Genomic DNA, 16,878 nt, shown 5'->3' on the forward strand with positions numbered 1-16,878 from the left:
ATACGCTTAGCAAGCTGTGTTAAAAATAGTGGTTTAACGGTTCAAGGCTCCAGGGTCTTCAATCGGTTATACCGCTGATGCTCTCCTCAACGCTACTGGTGAAATGAATGCGTCGTCTCCTCATTACGGCTTGTGCGCTGAATGTGCTGCTGGTGGCTCCGCTGTGGTGGCGCTTTGGCACGCTATCGCCCTTGATCGCCTGGGAAGCGTGGGTGATTGCCCCGGCCATGCTACTGCTACCGGCCGGTCGCTGGCGGCGCTGGTTGGGGAGCGGTGTCGTGAGCGCCCTGGCATTGGCAACGGCGACCAACCTTGGCGATGCCGCTACGCATACGGCGTTTGGCCGTTCGCTGAACCTTTATCTGGACGTGCCGCTCGTGCGCTCCATTTACCATTTACTAGTGGGTAATGTAGGCCAACTGGCGGCAATTTGCCTGATGTTGCTAGGCGGTGTACTGCTCATTGGCGTGCTGTGGCTCATGCTGCGCCTGCTACTGCCTGCTCGCCCTCCCACGCGCCGTTGTCGGGCGAGAAACGCGGCCGTCGTGTTGCTAGTGGTCAGTTCGAGTATGGCTCTGTTAGAGGCAAATCACTATCGCCTAGTTCCCCAAGCCGCACTGCCGATGGTCGCCACTGCCCGTTTTCAGTGGGAACAGGTGGTCGATACGCACCGCGCTCGGCAAGCGTTTAGCGCGCAGTTGGAAGAGACGCCGATAGCGGCGCAGGTCCTGCCAGGTTTGGCAGGGCGAAACGTACTACTGACGTTCATCGAGTCTTATGGTGTGTCTGCCCTGAAAGACCCTCGCTATAACCGCACACTGCTGCTCACCTTGGAAGACCTCAAGCGACGACTATCCCAGCGTGACCTGCACGTGGTATCGGGGTTGGTCGCATCGCCCATCCGCGGCGGACAGTCGTGGCTTGCCCATGCGACGACGCTGAGCGGGCGTTGGATAGACAATCAGCTTTGGTATCGACTGATGCTAGAGAGTGGCCACTCGACGATGATCGACGATTTTCGTGCCTCCGGGCAGCGCACGCTCAGCGTGATGCCTGCGATCACCCTGGCGTGGCCAGAGGGGCGTGCTTACGGCTTCGACCAAATCGTCGCCGCAAAAGACATGCCCTACGAAGGGCCGCCGCTCAACTGGGTCACCATGCCGGATCAATTTACGCTCGACTATACTCAGCGCGAGCTGCTGGGTAACTCACCGCTGTTCGCCCAGATCGCACTGATCTCGAGTCACGCTCCCTGGACACCCATTCTGCCCGTGCTGGAAAACTGGTCGCTGGTAGGCGATGGCAGTCTCTATGCCCCTTGGGAGAACGCGGGTGATCCGCCCGAGGTGATCTGGCGAGATTTAGAGCGCATTCGCGACCACTATGCGTGGTCGGTGGACTACGCTGTTAGCGTGGCAGGACGCTGGGCCGAGCGCGTGGCCAATGAACAGACGCTGCTCATCGTGCTGGGCGACCATCAGCCCGCCCCGTTGATTACCGGCGACGAAGCCAGTGCTGCCGTACCGGTACATATCATCAGCGGCGATCCAGCACTGCTGAACCCTTTCAAACGGCGTGGCTTCGTGGAGGGGATGCTGCCCCCCCTAGCGCACCCGCAGGAGGCGCCGAGGATGAGCCAACTTCGCCACTGGCTACAGCAGGACTTTGGCCCCGCAGCAACATCAGCAAGGACGACACCATGATTCAACCGGTTATTTTGAGTGGCGGAAGCGGTACCCGGCTTTGGCCGCTCTCCCGCGAGCAGATGCCCAAGCAGTTTTTACGTTTGACCGGCAAGCAGAGCCTGCTTCAACAGACGCTCACGCGTCTGGAGGGCTTGTCGACGCTGCCGCCAATCTTGATGGGCCACCACTCGCACCGTTTTTTGATGGCCGAACAGCTGCGTGAAATTCAGCATGAGGGGCGAATCGTCCTAGAGCCTGTGGGCCGCAATACCGCTCCTGCCATTGCCTGCGCCGCTCTGCTGGCGCGCCAGTCGGGCGAGGATCCGCTGCTATTAGTACTGCCCGCCGACCACGTACTAGGCGATGTTGCCGCGTTTAAGCACAGCGTGCAGCGTGCCGAGCCGCTGGCGGAGCAGGGCTATTTAGTGACGTTTGGCGTGGTGCCGACGCATCCGGAAACGGGCTATGGCTATATTGCTTGCGGTGACGTTTTGGGCGAAGGCCACCATTTGGCCGCGTTTATTGAAAAACCGGTATTGGAGAAAGCCAAAGCGCTGCTGGCCCAGGGAGATACGCTGTGGAACAGCGGTATGTTCTTGCTGCGCGCCTCCCGTTATTTGGCGGAGCTCGAGCGGCTTGCGCCCGATATGTTGTCAGCCTGCCAAGAAGCCGTGGCGCGCACTCAAAGCGACCTCGATTTTTTACGCTTGGACGAACACGCCTTTCAGCGTTGCCCAAGCGAATCGATCGATTACGCGGTCATGGAGCACTGTGCCCAGGCGGCCGTGGTGCCTTTGGACGCTCAGTGGAGTGATATTGGCAGCTTCGATGCGCTAATGGCCACGCATACGCCTGATTCGGCAGACAATGTGGTGACCGGTGATGGCGTACTGAGCGATACACGTCGCTCGCTGGTAGTCGCAAACCACCGCTTGGTCGCCACGCTGGGCGTGGAAGACCTGATCGTCGTGGAAACCTCTGACAGTGTGTTGGTGGCCCATCGCGACAAGGCGCAGGGCGTCAAGCAGCTCGTCGCAGCGCTGACCCAAGCAGGGCGCAGCGAGCCGCAGACATCGCCTCAAGTGCACCGCCCCTGGGGCAGTTTTCAAGCCATGGATAATGGAGATCGCTACCAGGTGAAGCACATTACCGTGCGCCCCGGTGGGCGGCTCTCGCTGCAGCGCCACCATCACCGTGCCGAACACTGGGTGGTGGTCAGCGGCACAGCCAAAGTAACCGTGGATGAACGTACGTTCTTGGTCAGCGAGAACCAGTCCACCTATATTCCTATCGGCGCACTGCACCGCTTGGAGAACCCAGGCAAAATTCCACTGGAGTTGATCGAAGTGCAGTCTGGCAGCTACCTGGGCGAGGATGATATCGAACGGCTGGATGACGTTTATGCTCGCCACCGCGACGAGTAATGAACCGTCGTTACCAGAGCCAGCTACCCGGCCTTGCTGGGGGCTCGCCTTTTCGCACGGCTACCCATCCGATGATGCAGCGCACGCCTAGCCAGACCACGAGTAGTGGCCAGAGCAGCGTGCCGATGAAGATCAGGCTCAAGGTGAACGTGACGATGAAGTAGAGGCTGCCGATCCAGAACGTGCGGATCAAATAGCGGTAGTGCGCCTGTAGCCAGGGCGCCGCTTCTTTTCGATAGACATAGGCGATGATGACGCCGATCAGCAGGGTGATGTTGGCCGTGATCAGGCCTGCCAAATAGAGTGCGTAAATAATTTGTGGCGGACGCGTATCCTCTTTGGGGAGGTATCGTTCGGTCATGCCCATCCTCACTTAATAGAGACGGAAGTCGTTGGCGTTTGGCAGCCCTTGCTGCTCTTCCACCACCTTACGGTAGCGTTTGTACTCCCATTGATATTGGGCCGGGTCGAGGGCAATCGAGGCCTCGACGCTGGCATTCACACCGGTGGCCGAAACAGCGTCTTCCTCGCTATACACCCGCTCGTCGGCATCGAGAAAGTGGATCTCGAAGCCTTTGCCTGGAATGCGTAGGGCCACACCGGTCACTACCCGCGCCTGGGTGCGCGCCACCAGTTTGGGTAACAGCGTGGCGGTATAAGCATCGCGGCCATAAAAGGGGGCAAATATACCGCTGCCCCAGTCCGGTTCTTGGTCCGGCAAAATACCAATCGCTTCACTTCGCTTGAGCGCTTTGAGCAGCGCCGCCACGCCCCGTGGATTCGTGGGTACGAGCTTGGCGCCCATGCGCTCGCGGCCATGGCGAATGATCGGCTCTAGCTCGGCGATTTTGGGGGGCTCGTACATGGCCGTAAACGGAAAGTGGCTGGAGAGCCAAAAGTTCAGCACTTCCCAGTTGCCAAAATGGGGGGCGAGCACGATCACACCACGCCCTTCTGCTCGTGCGCTGTCCAGCTTGTCGCGGCCATGTACCGCTAAAATACTGGCTTCTACCTTCTCTGGCGGGGCCATCCAGGCGTGGCCGAGCTCCAGCATCGTTGCGGTCGAGTGCTGTAGGCTCTGCTTTGCCAAAGCGCGCCGCTGACTGGCAGGCGTGTCGGGATAGACTTTTGCGAGGTTGATGTCGGTGACGCGTCGCTCGCGTTTGCTGAAGCGATATACCTGGGGGCCGACCATGGCCGCGATGCGCCATAGCCAGCGTATCGGCCAGCGGGACAGTCCGCGCCAGAGCAGGACGATGGCGCGGGCGCGAGCCCGCGTCTCGGAGGGAGTTGCCTGTTCGGTCATGGATTACAGTAGCCAGCTATCGACATTGGAGGGCGCGCGTTTTTCCTGAAGCCCTTTGAAGCCTTTCACGCAGCGCACGATGAACCAGACGGCCAGCGCCAACAGCATGGGAAAACCAATGAGCACGAGCGTGAGCAGGGTGGCAATACTGCCATACAACAAGCCCATCCAGAACGTGCGAATTTGGTAGCGGTAGTGCTCTTCCAGCCAGTGAGGCCCTTTGCCACGGTACACATAGGCAATGATGACCCCGATCAGCGAGGTAAACCCAACCACGAAGCTGGCCAAGTACAGTGCGTAAATCACCATGGCCATGGTGGTGTCCGGGGTGGGGGAAGGCGCTGAGGATTCTTCCTGTGAGGCGTGGCGGTCGACCACTTCGCCTTCCAGCGGGGTGTCATCGCGCATGGGCGTTCCTTCTTCGATCGGTTCTATTTCAGCATCCAGCGGACACGTCGACTGCGCGCTATGATAGCGTGGGCGCAGCGACTTATCACCCGCGGGCGGCCCACGATGTGGTCGCGCCTAACGCGCTGCCGGGCGACAAATTTCCAGCAGGTTGCCATCGGGGTCGCGCAGGTAGAGCGATTCAATGGGGCCGCTAGCCCCTTGGCGGGCCACAGGGCCAAGCTCGACGTCGATGGCCAACGCATCTAGATGCTGCTTGAACTCGTCCAGCGGTAGCTGGCAGCGCAGGCATAAATCCAGACTGCCCGGTGTCGGCGTGGCGGAAATGGGCGCGATATCCGTGTCAGTTTGATGCAGGCGCAGGGCGGTATCGCCCAGCAGGAGATCGACGCGCTGAGCGTCCCGGTAGCGTACGTCCAGGCCCAATACGCGAGAGTAAAAATCCACTGCGCGACCCATATCGGTCACGGTAACCACAAGATGATCCAGACCTGAGAGCATGCCTCTTTCCTTAAATACGAACATCAAAACCAGAGAATACGATGATGCGACGCTGTCCGCTATGCCACGCGCAAGAGTCTGCGCTGTACCATCAAGACCGTCGCCGTGATTACTACCAGTGTGCCACGTGTGCGCTGGTGTTTGTGCCTAGTGAGCAGCATTTAAGTGCCGCTGATGAAAAAGACGAGTATGACCAGCACCAAAACTCGCCGCAGGATACGGGATATCGGCGCTTTTTGGGGCGTTTATTCACGCCGCTGGCGGAAAAGCTGGCGCCAGGCGCAAAAGGGCTGGATTTTGGCTGCGGCCCGGGGCCGACGCTCTCGGTGATGTTCGAGGAAGCGGGCTTTGAGATGGACGTGTACGACATTTTTTACGCGCCCCATGCCGTGTCGCTTAGCCGCCAATATGATTTCATCACCGCGACCGAGGTGGTCGAACACTTGGCGGCGCCGGGCGAGGTGTTGGGTGAGCGTATCGCGCAACTCGACCATGGCGGCTATCTTGGGCTGATGACCAAGCGAGTGACGAGCCAAGAAGCCTTCGCCCGTTGGCATTACATCAACGATCCCACCCATGTCAGTTTTTTTAGCGAAGCTACCTTTCGCTGGTGGGCGGCGAAAGAGAGGTTAACAGTCGAATTTGCTGGTAATGACGTGGTAATTTTTAGAAAGCACTAATTTACTCAGCATCGGGGCGAAAAAGCATTGACTTTGCGCCTCTGAAAGCAATAATTGCGCGCCCGTTTTCTTGCCTATTCGATGTGATGGCGTGTAAACGGCAACGATTCATCCATTGAGCAAGGTGAGGTAGGCATGTCGCGGCAACTGCTGGCCATGGCGCTAGCGCCCCTATTAGGGCTGTTTATTCTTGGAATTGGCAATGGCTTTCTGGCCACGCTGATTACCGTGCGCCTGGACGCTGCGGGCGAGTCGGCGACCATGATCGGTATCGTCTCGTCGGCCTATTTCATTGGCCTCGCCATAGGCGCCATGCTCAACGACCGCCTGCTGCTGCGCATTGGCCATATCCGCGCGTACGGCAGCTTTGCATCGCTGGTCGCGGTGACCGTGCTACTGCAGGGACTGTTCTTCGATCCTTGGGCGTGGTTTGCCCTACGGCTGATTGGCGGCTGGGCGACCGTTGGGGTCTACTTGGTCATCGAAAGCTGGCTGCTCACGGCGGGTGACCAGAAAGTACGTGGACGCCTGCTGGCGCTTTATATGATTTCGCTTTACGCGGCCGGGGTGCTTGGGCAGCTCATGCTGGGGGTCACCAGTGCGATGGGCGACACAGCACCCTTCATGGTGATTGGTCTGCTGGCATCGCTATCGGTGCTACCCATGGCGATGATTCCCCGCGTCTCGCCGCTCATCGAACACGCTGAACCGCTGCCGCCGCATCGTCTCATTACCATGACGCCTACCGGCGTTATGGGCAGCCTTGGCTCTGGTATGGTGGTGGCTGCGGCCTATACGCTGCTGCCACTTTATTTACAGCGCATTGGCATGAGCGTTAACCAAGTCGGTCAAATGATGGCTGTCGTAATTTTGGGGGCCATGCTGCTGCAGTACCCCATTGGCCGTTGGTCGGACCGCCACGACCGCCAAATGGTGCTGATCGGTATCAGTGCCTTCTGCGTGGTGATTTCGGCGGCCATGCTGTGGCTGCCGCTCTCTTCGCCACTGCTCGCTGTGCTGCTCTTTTTGCTGGGCGGCGGCGTCTTTGCGCTCTACCCGGTGGCAGTGAGCCATGCCGCCGACCGCGCGCCTGCAGGTGCCTTGGTGCGGATGAGCCAGGGCCTTCTGTTGATCAACTCGATTGGGGCCACCGTCAGCCCGCTGATGATTTCGCCGGTAATGACGGCAATGGGCGATGCGGGCCTATTCTGGGCATTTGGCGCGCTCAGCCTGTTCTTCGTGTTTTTCTTTGGCTGGCGCCGCAGCGTGCGCCCGGCACCGGTGCCCGTGGCACCGTTCCATGCTACGACGCCGATGACCGCCGCAGGTGCTGAGCTGGTGGTCACCGAGGAGCTGGTGCAAGGGGCGCTCGAACACGAGCACCTAGAAGACCTATCTGATGTCGTACCCGAGGTCGACGTGGCCGAGCCGGTGGTAGGGCCGCCCCAGGCAGACGAGAGCCATATCACCTACTACGACGATGTCGAAACCGAGGTGCGCAAGTAAGGCGTCAAGGTGGCTATCTGCTGAGACCTTGGGCTAATGGTGTTGAAGAAATAGGGAAACTACTATCGTCGATAGTGTTTTTACTATATCACCGCGTCTGCCTGAGGTTTTGCCATGAATGTTTATGCTGCGCCGGTCCGCGATCTGCGCTTTGTGCTCGAAGAGATGCTTGCGCATCGCTCCTTGTCGCTGCCGGGATTCGAAGAAGCCACGCCAGATCTCGTCGAGGCCGTTTTGGAAGAAGCTGCGAAGCTGGCTGGCGACGTCTGGGCTCCGCTCAACGGCACCGGCGACCGCCAAGGGGCCAAGCGCCAAACTGATGGCAGCGTCACCACTCCTGAAGGCTTTGCCGCCGCCTATCACGCCTACGTCGAAGGCGGCTGGAACGGCATTGGCGTGTCGGAATCGCTGGGCGGCCAGAACCTGCCCGAAGTGGTGGCCAGCGCGGTACAGGAGATGCTTCACGGCGCGAACATGGCTCTGGGGCTTTGCCCGATGCTCACCGCCGGTGCCATCGAAGCGCTGGCCCACCACGGTAGCAATGCTCTCAAAGCCATCTATCTACCCAAGCTGGTCGAAGGGACTTGGACTGGCACCATGAACCTCACCGAACCTCAAGCTGGGTCGGACCTCTCCAAAGTGCGCACCAAAGCCGTTCCAGAAGGCGAGCACTACCGCATCAGCGGCCAAAAGATCTACATCACCTGGGGCGAACACGACGCCGCTGAGAACATCATTCACCTCGTCCTTGCTCGCAAGCCCGATGCCCCGGAAGGCAATAAGGGTATTTCGCTGTTCCTGGTTCCCAAGTTTCTAGTGAACGACGACGGCTCGCTGGGCGAGCGTAACGACGTCACCTGCGCCTCCATCGAGCACAAGCTCGGCATTCACGGCTCGCCCACCTGCACGCTGAGCTTTGGGGAAAACGGCGGTGCCGTAGGCTACCTCGTCGGCGAGGAGGGGCGCGGGTTGAACCATATGTTCACCATGATGAACGAGGCGCGCCATAAAGTCGGGATCCAAGGCATTGGCGTGGCCGAGCGCGCCTGCCAGCACGCCTTGGCCTACGCGAATGACCGCACCCAGGGGCGTTCGCCCAAGCAGCGCGGCGGCAGCGAATGCACGATCAGCGACCACTTCGACGTGCGTCGAATGCTGCTCTCCATGCGCGCCCGTACCGACGCGCTGCGTGCACTGGCACTCTACTGTGCCGGACAGCTAGATATCGCCCGTCATGCAGAGAGCGAGGCCGAACGCCAAGCCGCCCAGGCCTGTGCCGATGTGCTGATTCCCATCGTCAAGAGCTTCTCGACGGACCAAGCGGTGGATATCGCGTCCATGGGCGTGCAGGTACACGGCGGCATGGGCTACGTGGAAGAGACCGGCGCTGCCCAGTTATTGCGGGATGCGCGCATTGCGCCTATCTATGAAGGCACCAACGGCATTCAAGCGCTGGACTTGGCCGGTCGCAAATTGCAGCGAGACGGCGGCGCGGCACTCTCGGCGCTGATCGATGACGTGCATAAAACGGCCGAAACGCTGCGGGGTGAAGCGTCGCTGGCCAGCATGGGCAGTGCGCTCGCGGCAGGCGCTGACGACCTGCGCGTCGCCATGGCCTTGGTGCTGGAGCAGGGTCGCGACCCTGAGCACGGCCCCGATGCCGTACAGGCTTACGCGACGCCGCTGCTTAACCTGGCCGGACACGTACTGTGCGCTTGGCAAATGGGCATTGCAGCGCTGCACACCCAACAGGCTGTAAAAGGCGGCAGCGATGAGCCGTTTTACCGCACCAAGCTGTGCAGCGCCGAGTTTGCCATTCACCAATGGCTGCCGGTGGGCCGCGCCCAGCGTGCCGTGATCGAGGCCGGCTGGCACTGTTTCAGCCAGTTTGACAGCCACCTTGCCCACTAGCCCCGCCGCCGCCTTTTAGGCGGCGGCGTTCATCAGGCATCGCCGATTGGCGAACGTCGCGCATACTAAGATCTTCAATAATAAAACCAAGAGTGCAGGAACCGATCATGACCTCCATCTTTGAACAAGACTTACCGCCAACCGCTGCCAACCATGTGCCGCTCTCGCCGCTTACCTTTATCGAGCGCTCGGCGGCCATCTATCCCGATTATCCGGCTGTGGTGCATGGCACGACGCGCCGTACCTGGGCAGAGACCTGGACACGCTGTCGCCAGCTCGCCTCGGCGCTGGAAAAGCGTGGCATTCAGCCAGGGCAGACGGTGGCCGCCATGCTGCCCAATATTCCCGCCATGTTCGAGGCGCACTTTGGCGTGCCGCTCGCGGGTTGCGTGCTGAATACGCTGAATATTCGTCTCGATGCCGACGCGATTGGCTACATGCTGGCCCACGGCGAAGCCAAAGCGATTCTAGTGGATTCTGAGTTTGCCGAGGTGATTCAGGCGGCGGTGGCCAAATTGGAAAGCAAGCCGCTGATCATCGACGTGGCCGACCCGGAATTCCTGGGCGAGACCCAAGGCATCGGCGAGCTGGAGTACGAGTCGCTGCTGGCCGAGGGAGATCCTGAGTATGCCTATCAACTGCCGAGCGACGAGTGGCAGGCCATTTCACTCAATTACACGTCAGGGACCACGGGCAAACCCAAAGGCGTGGTGTATCACCATCGCGGCGCCTACCTGAACGCGGTGAGTAATATTCTCGAGTGGGCCATGCCCCATCACCCGGTGTACCTGTGGACGCTGCCGATGTTCCACTGCAACGGCTGGTGTTTCCCCTGGACCATTGCCGCCAATGCAGGCGTCAGCGTGTGCCTACGCAAAGTCGACCCCAAACGCATCACCGACCTGATCGCTGAGGAGGGCGTCACCCACTTTAGCGGCGCGCCGATCGTGCTCAATGGGCTGGTCAACCTGCCCGCCGATCAAAAGCGGGTGTTCGATCATCCGGTGAAAGTGACCACCGCAGGGGCTGCGCCGCCCGCCTCGGTGATTGCTGGGGTGGAAAAGCTGGGCATCGAAGTGACCCACGTTTACGGGCTTACCGAGGTGTATGGCCCGGTGACTGTGTGCGCTTGGCGCGAGGCGTGGAACGAGCTGCCGCTGGAATCTCGGGCCAAAATCAAGGCCCGCCAAGGCGTACGCTACCACATGCTGGAAGCGCTCTGCGTGGCCGATCCGGTGACGTTAGAACCGGTTGCAAAAGATGGCCGCACCATGGGCGAAATCTTGATGCGCGGCAACAACGTGATGAAGGGGTATCTCAAAAACGCCGAGGCGACGGAAAAAGCCCTGGAGGGCGGCTGGTACCACACGGGCGACTTGGCGGTATGGCATGCCGATGGCTATATCGAGATCAAAGACCGCTCGAAAGATATCATCATCTCCGGCGGTGAAAACATCTCTACCATCGAAGTGGAAGATGCCATTTACAGCCATCCCGCGGTGGAAGAGGCCGCCGTGGTCGCGAAGCCGGACGACAAGTGGGGCGAAACGCCCTGTGCGTTCGTGAAATTGAAAATAGGCTACGGCGAAGTCACCGAGGCGGATATCATCGCCCACTGCCGGGAGCATCTCGCAAGCTTTAAAGTGCCGAAAACGGTAGTGTTTAGCGAACTACCCAAAACGTCCACGGGCAAAATTCAAAAATTCGTGCTGCGTGAAGAAGCCAAACAGCACCAGTCAGGGGAGTCGAAATGAGCGAACAACGGGTTGGCGTGGTAGGCGCAGGCACCATGGGGCAGGGCATTGCCCAGGTGGTAGCGGCCAGTGGCTTTGACGTGCGGCTGTACGATGTCGCCGACGAGCAGCTCACCCGCGCCAAGAGCGTGATCGATAAAGGGTTCGAGAAGCTCGTTACCAAAGAGAAGATGACCGCTGAGGGCAAACAGGAGGCGCTGGCTCGGCTTTCGACCACCACGGCGCTAGATGCGCTGAGCGACTGCAGCGTGATCATCGAGGCAGCTCCCGAGCAGCCTGCGTTGAAAGAGAAACTGTTTCGCGATCTCAGCCATCTGAGCAGCGATGCCATTCTGGCCTCTAACACGTCTTCGCTGTCACTCACCCGCCTGGCCGCGGTGTGCGAGCGCCCTGAGCGGGTAGTGGGCATGCACTTCTTCAATCCGGTGCCGGTACTCAAGCTGGTGGAAGTGATTCGCGCCGAGCAGACCTCGGATGCCACCGTGGAGCGCATCGAAGCGCTGGCCAAAGCGTTGGGCAAAACCGCCGTGCCGGTAGGCGACGCGCCGGGCTTTGCCGTGAACCGCCTGCTGGTGCCGATGATCAACGAAGCCGCGTTTATCGTGCAGGAGGGCACCGCGACACCGGAAGCCATCGATGACGCCATGAAGCTAGGTGCCGCGCACCCCATGGGGCCGCTGGCGCTGGCGGATTTGATCGGCCTGGATGTGTGCTTGGCGATTATGGACGTGCTGCAGGAAGGCTTTGGCGACCCGAAATACCGCCCCTGCCCGCTGCTCAAACGCATGGTGGCCGCAGGCTACCTGGGGCGTAAGAGCGGCCGTGGGTTCTATATCTACGAGTAGCCAGCGGCTGGGTCGAAGCGCGACAAAAGAAGTGATTGCCACCCAACCAAGCGTTCGCTAGGGTTGAGTGGTTACCACTTCTACGCGCAATAACAATCAAGGAGCCACTATGAGCGACGCAGTGATCGAGAAGGTTGATAACGACGGCGTGGTGCGCCTGACCATCAATCGCCCCAAAGCCTTGAACGCGTTGAACAGCGACGTGCTCAGCGCCTTGGAAGCGCATTTGGTCGAACTCGAAGCGCACCCCAGCCTGCGGGCGGTGTTGATTACCGGTGCTGGAGAAAAATCCTTTGTAGCCGGAGCCGATATCACCGAAATGCGTGATAAAACTCCCGAAGAGGCCCGCGCCTTTGCCAGCCAAGCGCTGCGTACCATCAAGCGTCTTGAAACGCTGCCCGTGCCGGTGGTCGCGCTGGTCAACGGGTTTTGCCTTGGCGGCGGCTGCGAACTGGCGCTGGCCTGTGACTGGGCCGTCGCCAGCGACAACGCCGTCTTCGGCCAGCCGGAAGTCTTGTTAGGCGTCATTCCTGGCTTTGGCGGCACCCAGCGTCTGCCGCGTCGTGTCGGCCCCGCCATGGCGATCGATCTGGTTACCACCGGGCGCAAAATCGATGCCCAGGAAGCGCTGCGCATTGGCCTCGTGAACCGCGTGATGCCCCAGGCCGAGCTTGAGAGCTATGTCGAAGAGCTCACCAAGCAGCTGAAGGGCAACGGCCCGCAGTCGGTCCGCGGTGCCAAACAAGCCGTCCACGACGGCATGGACCAGGATCTCGATAGCGCCCTGGCCCTGGAAACCAGCCTATTCGCCTTCTGCTTTGCAGGCCAAGAGCAGAAAGAGGGCATGAGCGCCTTTGTCGAGAAGCGCAAACCCAACTTCTAAATTGCGGTAGTCTCGTTTAATTAGAGAAGGGTGGCGAAACGCCACCCTTTTTACTGTTACAAGGAGCGCAGCATGTTCGACCTATATATCGCCAACAGAACTACTCTTCTTGGTCGCTGCGCCCCTGGGTGCTGCTGAAGGCGCTGGAGATCCCCTTTAACGAGCACTTGATGCCTTTCGAGGGTGGCTTTGGGGAGAGCCTCGCGACGTTCAAGCGCTTTTCACCGTCTGGCTTGGTGCCATGCCTAGTGGATAGCGAGCACAGTGTGGCTGTATGGGACTCGCTGGCGATTGTGGAGTATGTGGCGGAAACACACGCCAACGTATGGCCTCGGGCACGTGCTGCGCGGGCGTGGGCACGCTCTGCCAGTGCTGAGATGCACAGTGGCTTTGGCGCATTACGGGATGAATGCTCCATGAACTGCGGCGTTCGCGTGACAATGAACGCGCTCTCTCCAGGGCTGAAAAGCAACTTGGCCCGGTTGGATGCGCTGTGGCAAGAAGGGCTCGAGCGTTTTGGCGGCCCGTTTCTGGCAGGCGAGCACTTTACTGCGGTGGATGCGTTTTACGCCCCTGTTGCGTTTCGGATACAAACCTTCAACCTGCCGCTAAGCGATGCCTCACTTGCCTATGTAAAGCGCCTATTGGCGCTACCCGCCATGCAGGAGTGGTACGAGGCTGCTCTAAAAGAGACATGGCGCGAGCCGATGCATGAAGAGGAAACGGTGAAAAACGCTACGCTCATTAGCGATGAACGCAGCGCGGCGGGAGAGCCATAAATCCGCTACACTGCGCGCCACTTCTTTTTCGAACGAGACCTTCGCCATGGCGCTGAGCGCTACCCCTTATAAAGTCGACGTTAACCTGACCGACCTGGACCGCAGCGTTTTCGAAACGCTGCGCTTTACGGTGGCTCGCCACCCCTCCGAAACGGAAGAACGTTTATGCGCTCGGCTGATTGCTTATGTCCTGTGGTACAGCGAATCGCTGGCATTTGGACGTGGGTTATCGGATGTCGACGAACCCGCCTTATGGGAAAAAAGCCTGGATGGCCGAGTGCTGCACTGGATCGAGGTCGGTCTACCCGACGCCGAGCGTTTGACCTGGTGCTCGCGCCGCGCTGAGCGGGTGTCCCTGCTGGCGTATGGCCGCGTCGATATCTGGGAGAGTAAGGTGCTACCGGCCGTTGCCTCACTGAAAAATGTTCACGTCGCAGGGTTGCCGCAAGAGGCGCTGGCCACCGTTGCTGCAGATCTTCCCCGTGCGATTAATTGGGCCGTCATGGTTAGCGACGGTTCGCTGTTCATCACCGATGAAAATGGCCAGCATGAGATCACCCCGCAGTGGCTATTGCGGGAGCGTTGAAGCATCTTGTGCTAAGTTTTGATGGTCGGGCGGTGGGTCTGCCCGCCATGAAAGGGACTTCTTTTGGGCACGGTGGATGCGACAAAGCAATGTAGCTTGCTATCTAATTGTGTAATTACATACAATCAGCAATGTTTGTTGCTCCCCTGTGTCCCTGACTACCTGCTTCAGCACTCAACTCAAGGAATGAGCCATGATGCCCTCTGTTCTATGTTCCCGCGTTGCCCGTGGTAACGCCCCTGTTCATCAGAAAAAGCGCTACGCAGGAGGTCTCCGTAAAGCCATCCTGCCGCTGGTGCTGCCTATGACCCTGCTGCCCGCCGTGGCGCCCGCCGACGACAGTGCGCTGTCCATCAAGTTCGAAAACGATGGGTTTGCCAGCAGTGATGATGGTCACTTTACCAGCGGTTTCGAGCTGAACTGGATGTTTACCCCCGAGCCGCAAAGCTGGACCCAGCGTTTGGCTGTGGCGTTACCCGATAGCCTGATTGGCGAAGCGGATCGCGCCTCGTATCGCTTGGTACATCAAATTTACACTCCCAATGTGATCGAGCGCCGCGACTTGATCGAAGACGACCGCCCCTATGCGGGGTTAGTGTACGGGGGGGTGTCGCTTTACGAGGATAAAGCGGTAGGCCGCTGGCAGCAGGCGACGGATCTGCATCTAGACGTTGGTTTGGTGGGGCCTTCATCACTGGCAGACAGTATTCAGCGCGAAGTGCACCGCGTGACCGACAGCGACCGTCCGCGCGGTTGGCGTAACCAGCTGGGTGACGAGGCCATCCTCAACCTGACCATGCGCCGCCAGTGGTGGCATGATGCGCCATTGGCCGGCAAGCAGTTTTCTCATGGGCCAAGCGTTGGCGCGGCGCTGGGTAATTTGTATACCTACGCCAGCGCGGGTTATAGCGTGCGTTGGGGGGACGATGCGCAGGGAGTGCCGACGCTAACGCCCAATCCTGGCAGCCGCCATCAGCTCGAGGGCACCCGCGGGTGGCAGTGGTACCTGTTTGCGAACGTGGAAGGGTACTACATGGCGCAAAACCTGACGCTCGATGGCAACACTTTCCGCAACAGCCACTCGGTCGATCGCAACGAATGGGTGGCCGAGGCGTCTGCCGGGTTGGCACTGGCCTGGGAAGAGTGGCAGGTGACCTACGCGGCCGTTCAGCGGACCCGAGAATTCGATGGGCAAGACGAGCAGGATAAATTTGGCGCACTAACACTCACCAAACGCTTTTAAGACCTTCATCGATAGCCGGTGGACGCGGCTTTAGGGGCTAACAGGGGGGGCGATGGCCAATCAGTATCCTCATACGCCAGATGGCCGCTACTTCGTTTCCAAGAATCGGCTTTGGCGTTGCACCGACCCGCGCCTCTCGGAAGAGGAGAAGCGCCTCCATATCAAAGCGCTGATGAAGGCGCGTCGGGAGGTAAGCAGCGCTCAGCAACAGGAAGATGAACATGCGCTGCGCCAAGCGCGTCAAGCGGTACAAGCAGCGAAAGAAGCATTAGGGGAGCGCGGGCCCGTATGGTGGGAAGATGGCGCGCCCGATGAAGGTGGCCTTGCGCCTCACAATAGCTCCTACGCCCAGTGGTGGGCGTCGCGCTCCTAACCCATGGTTGCTACCCTGAGCAGTGGAAGAGATAGATGTCTTCACTCAGGAGTAGTGACATATGGAGATGGTTTTTTTTAGCAGTTGGGAAAGTTTAGGTCGCACGCTGATCGTAGGCGTGCTTGCCTACGCGGTGCTGATCGTATTTTTACGCTTGTCAGGCAACCGTACGCTTTCCAAAATGAACGCCTTCGATCTGATTGTGACAGTGGCGCTGGGTTCGACGCTGGCCACGGTACTGTTGTCCAAAGACGTGGCGCTGGCCGAAGGGGCGCTGGCGTTGGGGTTACTGATTTCTCTACAGTTCATAATTACGTGGCTAAGCGTGCGCGTGAGCTGGGTCAAACGGGTAGTCACCGGTGAGCCGCTCTTGCTGCTGTACGAGGGCGAGCTGTTGCTCGACGCGCTCTACAGGGCGAGGGTAACACGCGATGAAGTTCGCTCTGCCGTGCGCAGTAGCGGGTTAGCCAGCCTCGACGCTGCCCAGGCGGTGGTGCTGGAGACCGATGGCTCGCTGAGTGTGGTGAAGCGTAGTCGCCGAGCAGATGAGTCCAGTCTGGCTGGCGTGCGAGGGGCGAGGTGTGAAGGCTGGGAGCGATAGTCATCGTTCACGGCGAGCTTCGACGATGGTACGCTGCGCTCCCTCTTTCTATTACCGTGCAAGGGCAACCCGTGAACGTAAAAGCGGATCTTTCGATTTTGGACATCATCGGCCATTTGTTGATTTGGGTGGTATTGACCCTGATTACCTTTGGCATCGCGCTGTTTTTCTTTCCTTATTCGTTTGCTCGCTTCGTGATCAATCGCACCCGTGTGATCGATAACACGACGGGCATCGAGCGGAGAATGGTGTGCGATATCAATATTTTTAGTAATTTTGGGCATATCATTCTATGGATGGTGATCTCGTTTCTCACCTTGGGACTTGGTTATATTTTCTACTTTTACCGGGTGTGGAACTACGCCCTGAATAACGCTCGCCTGCAGTAATCTC

The 16,878-nt window shown here is 59.5% G+C and carries 18 protein-coding genes; 14 read left to right on the plus strand and 4 right to left on the minus strand.

Annotated features, from left to right (window positions below; translation table 11 throughout):
* Nucleotides 1-107 precede the first annotated feature (107 nt).
* Nucleotides 108-1,703, plus strand: a complete 1,596-nt coding sequence (locus FHJ80_RS01670) for an alkaline phosphatase (protein WP_139525322.1) — start codon at nucleotides 108-110, stop codon at nucleotides 1,701-1,703.
* Complete coding sequence (locus FHJ80_RS01675) at nucleotides 1,700-3,109, plus strand: mannose-1-phosphate guanylyltransferase/mannose-6-phosphate isomerase (protein ID WP_139525323.1); 1,410 nt, start codon at nucleotides 1,700-1,702, stop codon at nucleotides 3,107-3,109. The genes FHJ80_RS01670 and FHJ80_RS01675 overlap by 4 nt, the downstream gene beginning before the upstream one ends.
* A gap of 10 nt (nucleotides 3,110-3,119) precedes the next feature.
* Here FHJ80_RS01675 and FHJ80_RS01680 read toward each other — a convergent pair whose 3' ends face one another.
* The 4 genes from FHJ80_RS01680 to FHJ80_RS01695 form a co-directional block, all read right to left on the minus strand.
* Nucleotides 3,120-3,470 carry a DUF4870 domain-containing protein gene (locus tag FHJ80_RS01680; protein WP_139525324.1) on the minus strand — a complete coding sequence of 117 codons (351 nt, stop codon included), beginning with the start codon at nucleotides 3,468-3,470 and terminating at the stop codon, nucleotides 3,120-3,122.
* Between the two features lie 12 nt (nucleotides 3,471-3,482).
* Entirely contained in the window at nucleotides 3,483-4,415 is a 933-nt protein-coding gene (locus FHJ80_RS01685) for a lysophospholipid acyltransferase family protein (protein ID WP_139525325.1), read from the minus strand.
* Nucleotides 4,416-4,418: 3 nt separating this feature from the next.
* Nucleotides 4,419-4,823, minus strand: coding sequence for a DUF4870 domain-containing protein (locus FHJ80_RS01690; protein ID WP_139525326.1), 405 nt, complete (start codon nucleotides 4,821-4,823; stop codon nucleotides 4,419-4,421).
* Nucleotides 4,824-4,940: 117 nt separating this feature from the next.
* Entirely contained in the window at nucleotides 4,941-5,324 is a 384-nt protein-coding gene (locus FHJ80_RS01695; RefSeq protein ID WP_139525327.1) for a VOC family protein, read from the minus strand.
* A 41-nt stretch (nucleotides 5,325-5,365) separates the two neighbouring features.
* Here FHJ80_RS01695 and FHJ80_RS01700 point away from each other — a divergent pair, with 41 nt between their 5' ends.
* The 12 genes from FHJ80_RS01700 (at nucleotide 5,366) to FHJ80_RS01755 (ending at nucleotide 16,874) form a co-directional block, all read left to right on the plus strand.
* Nucleotides 5,366-6,004, plus strand: a complete 639-nt coding sequence (locus FHJ80_RS01700; protein ID WP_139525328.1) for a class I SAM-dependent methyltransferase — start codon at nucleotides 5,366-5,368, stop codon at nucleotides 6,002-6,004.
* A 135-nt stretch (nucleotides 6,005-6,139) separates the two neighbouring features.
* Complete coding sequence (locus FHJ80_RS01705; RefSeq protein ID WP_139525329.1) at nucleotides 6,140-7,510, plus strand: MFS transporter; 1,371 nt, start codon at nucleotides 6,140-6,142, stop codon at nucleotides 7,508-7,510.
* A 114-nt stretch (nucleotides 7,511-7,624) separates the two neighbouring features.
* Nucleotides 7,625-9,421, plus strand: a complete 1,797-nt coding sequence (locus tag FHJ80_RS01710) for an acyl-CoA dehydrogenase (protein ID WP_139525330.1) — start codon at nucleotides 7,625-7,627, stop codon at nucleotides 9,419-9,421.
* A 107-nt stretch (nucleotides 9,422-9,528) separates the two neighbouring features.
* Nucleotides 9,529-11,175, plus strand: coding sequence for an acyl-CoA synthetase (locus FHJ80_RS01715; RefSeq protein WP_139525331.1), 1,647 nt, complete (start codon nucleotides 9,529-9,531; stop codon nucleotides 11,173-11,175).
* Nucleotides 11,172-12,020, plus strand: coding sequence for a 3-hydroxybutyryl-CoA dehydrogenase (locus tag FHJ80_RS01720; RefSeq protein WP_139525332.1), 849 nt, complete (start codon nucleotides 11,172-11,174; stop codon nucleotides 12,018-12,020). The genes FHJ80_RS01715 and FHJ80_RS01720 overlap by 4 nt, the downstream gene beginning before the upstream one ends.
* A gap of 109 nt (nucleotides 12,021-12,129) precedes the next feature.
* Nucleotides 12,130-12,903 (plus strand): enoyl-CoA hydratase/isomerase family protein, encoded by a 774-nt coding sequence (locus tag FHJ80_RS01725; RefSeq protein WP_139525333.1) that lies wholly within the window; start codon nucleotides 12,130-12,132, stop codon nucleotides 12,901-12,903.
* Nucleotides 12,904-13,031: 128 nt separating this feature from the next.
* Nucleotides 13,032-13,682 carry a glutathione S-transferase gene (locus tag FHJ80_RS01730; protein WP_255303830.1) on the plus strand — a complete coding sequence of 217 codons (651 nt, stop codon included), beginning with the start codon at nucleotides 13,032-13,034 and terminating at the stop codon, nucleotides 13,680-13,682.
* Between the two features lie 46 nt (nucleotides 13,683-13,728).
* A complete protein-coding gene (locus FHJ80_RS01735; RefSeq protein ID WP_139525334.1) occupies nucleotides 13,729-14,268 on the plus strand; it encodes a YaeQ family protein in 540 nt (179 codons plus the stop codon).
* 304 nt (nucleotides 14,269-14,572) lie between these two features.
* Entirely contained in the window at nucleotides 14,573-15,511 is a 939-nt protein-coding gene (locus FHJ80_RS01740; protein ID WP_255303854.1) for a lipid A deacylase LpxR family protein, read from the plus strand.
* 52 nt (nucleotides 15,512-15,563) lie between these two features.
* Complete coding sequence (locus FHJ80_RS01745; protein WP_139525335.1) at nucleotides 15,564-15,884, plus strand: hypothetical protein; 321 nt, start codon at nucleotides 15,564-15,566, stop codon at nucleotides 15,882-15,884.
* 61 nt (nucleotides 15,885-15,945) lie between these two features.
* Nucleotides 15,946-16,485, plus strand: a complete 540-nt coding sequence (locus FHJ80_RS01750) for a DUF421 domain-containing protein (protein WP_139525336.1) — start codon at nucleotides 15,946-15,948, stop codon at nucleotides 16,483-16,485.
* Between the two features lie 71 nt (nucleotides 16,486-16,556).
* Nucleotides 16,557-16,874 carry a DUF6693 family protein gene (locus FHJ80_RS01755; protein WP_139525337.1) on the plus strand — a complete coding sequence of 106 codons (318 nt, stop codon included), beginning with the start codon at nucleotides 16,557-16,559 and terminating at the stop codon, nucleotides 16,872-16,874.
* The last annotated feature ends 4 nt before the right edge of the window (nucleotides 16,875-16,878 follow it).

Origin of the sequence: Halomonas sp. BL6 (assembly GCF_006228115.1) — a bacterium.
GTDB classification, from domain to species: domain Bacteria; phylum Pseudomonadota; class Gammaproteobacteria; order Pseudomonadales; family Halomonadaceae; genus Vreelandella; species Vreelandella piezotolerans.

What these genes read in the sequence shown, in the direction of transcription:
- FHJ80_RS01670 (WP_139525322.1), top strand. Translation starts at nt 108, where the DNA reads ATGCGTCGTCTCCTCATTACGGCTTGTGCGCTGAATGTGCTGCTGGTG.
- FHJ80_RS01675 (WP_139525323.1), top strand. Translation starts at nt 1,700, where the DNA reads ATGATTCAACCGGTTATTTTGAGTGGCGGAAGCGGTACCCGGCTTTGG.
- FHJ80_RS01680 (WP_139525324.1), bottom strand. Translation starts at nt 3,470, where the DNA reads ATGACCGAACGATACCTCCCCAAAGAGGATACGCGTCCGCCACAAATT.
- FHJ80_RS01685 (WP_139525325.1), bottom strand. Translation starts at nt 4,415, where the DNA reads ATGACCGAACAGGCAACTCCCTCCGAGACGCGGGCTCGCGCCCGCGCC.
- FHJ80_RS01690 (WP_139525326.1), bottom strand. Translation starts at nt 4,823, where the DNA reads ATGCGCGATGACACCCCGCTGGAAGGCGAAGTGGTCGACCGCCACGCC.
- FHJ80_RS01695 (WP_139525327.1), bottom strand. Translation starts at nt 5,324, where the DNA reads ATGCTCTCAGGTCTGGATCATCTTGTGGTTACCGTGACCGATATGGGT.
- FHJ80_RS01700 (WP_139525328.1), top strand. Translation starts at nt 5,366, where the DNA reads ATGATGCGACGCTGTCCGCTATGCCACGCGCAAGAGTCTGCGCTGTAC.
- FHJ80_RS01705 (WP_139525329.1), top strand. Translation starts at nt 6,140, where the DNA reads ATGTCGCGGCAACTGCTGGCCATGGCGCTAGCGCCCCTATTAGGGCTG.
- FHJ80_RS01710 (WP_139525330.1), top strand. Translation starts at nt 7,625, where the DNA reads ATGAATGTTTATGCTGCGCCGGTCCGCGATCTGCGCTTTGTGCTCGAA.
- FHJ80_RS01715 (WP_139525331.1), top strand. Translation starts at nt 9,529, where the DNA reads ATGACCTCCATCTTTGAACAAGACTTACCGCCAACCGCTGCCAACCAT.
- FHJ80_RS01720 (WP_139525332.1), top strand. Translation starts at nt 11,172, where the DNA reads ATGAGCGAACAACGGGTTGGCGTGGTAGGCGCAGGCACCATGGGGCAG.
- FHJ80_RS01725 (WP_139525333.1), top strand. Translation starts at nt 12,130, where the DNA reads ATGAGCGACGCAGTGATCGAGAAGGTTGATAACGACGGCGTGGTGCGC.
- FHJ80_RS01735 (WP_139525334.1), top strand. Translation starts at nt 13,729, where the DNA reads ATGGCGCTGAGCGCTACCCCTTATAAAGTCGACGTTAACCTGACCGAC.
- FHJ80_RS01740 (WP_255303854.1), top strand. Translation starts at nt 14,573, where the DNA reads ATGACCCTGCTGCCCGCCGTGGCGCCCGCCGACGACAGTGCGCTGTCC.
- FHJ80_RS01745 (WP_139525335.1), top strand. Translation starts at nt 15,564, where the DNA reads ATGGCCAATCAGTATCCTCATACGCCAGATGGCCGCTACTTCGTTTCC.
- FHJ80_RS01750 (WP_139525336.1), top strand. Translation starts at nt 15,946, where the DNA reads ATGGAGATGGTTTTTTTTAGCAGTTGGGAAAGTTTAGGTCGCACGCTG.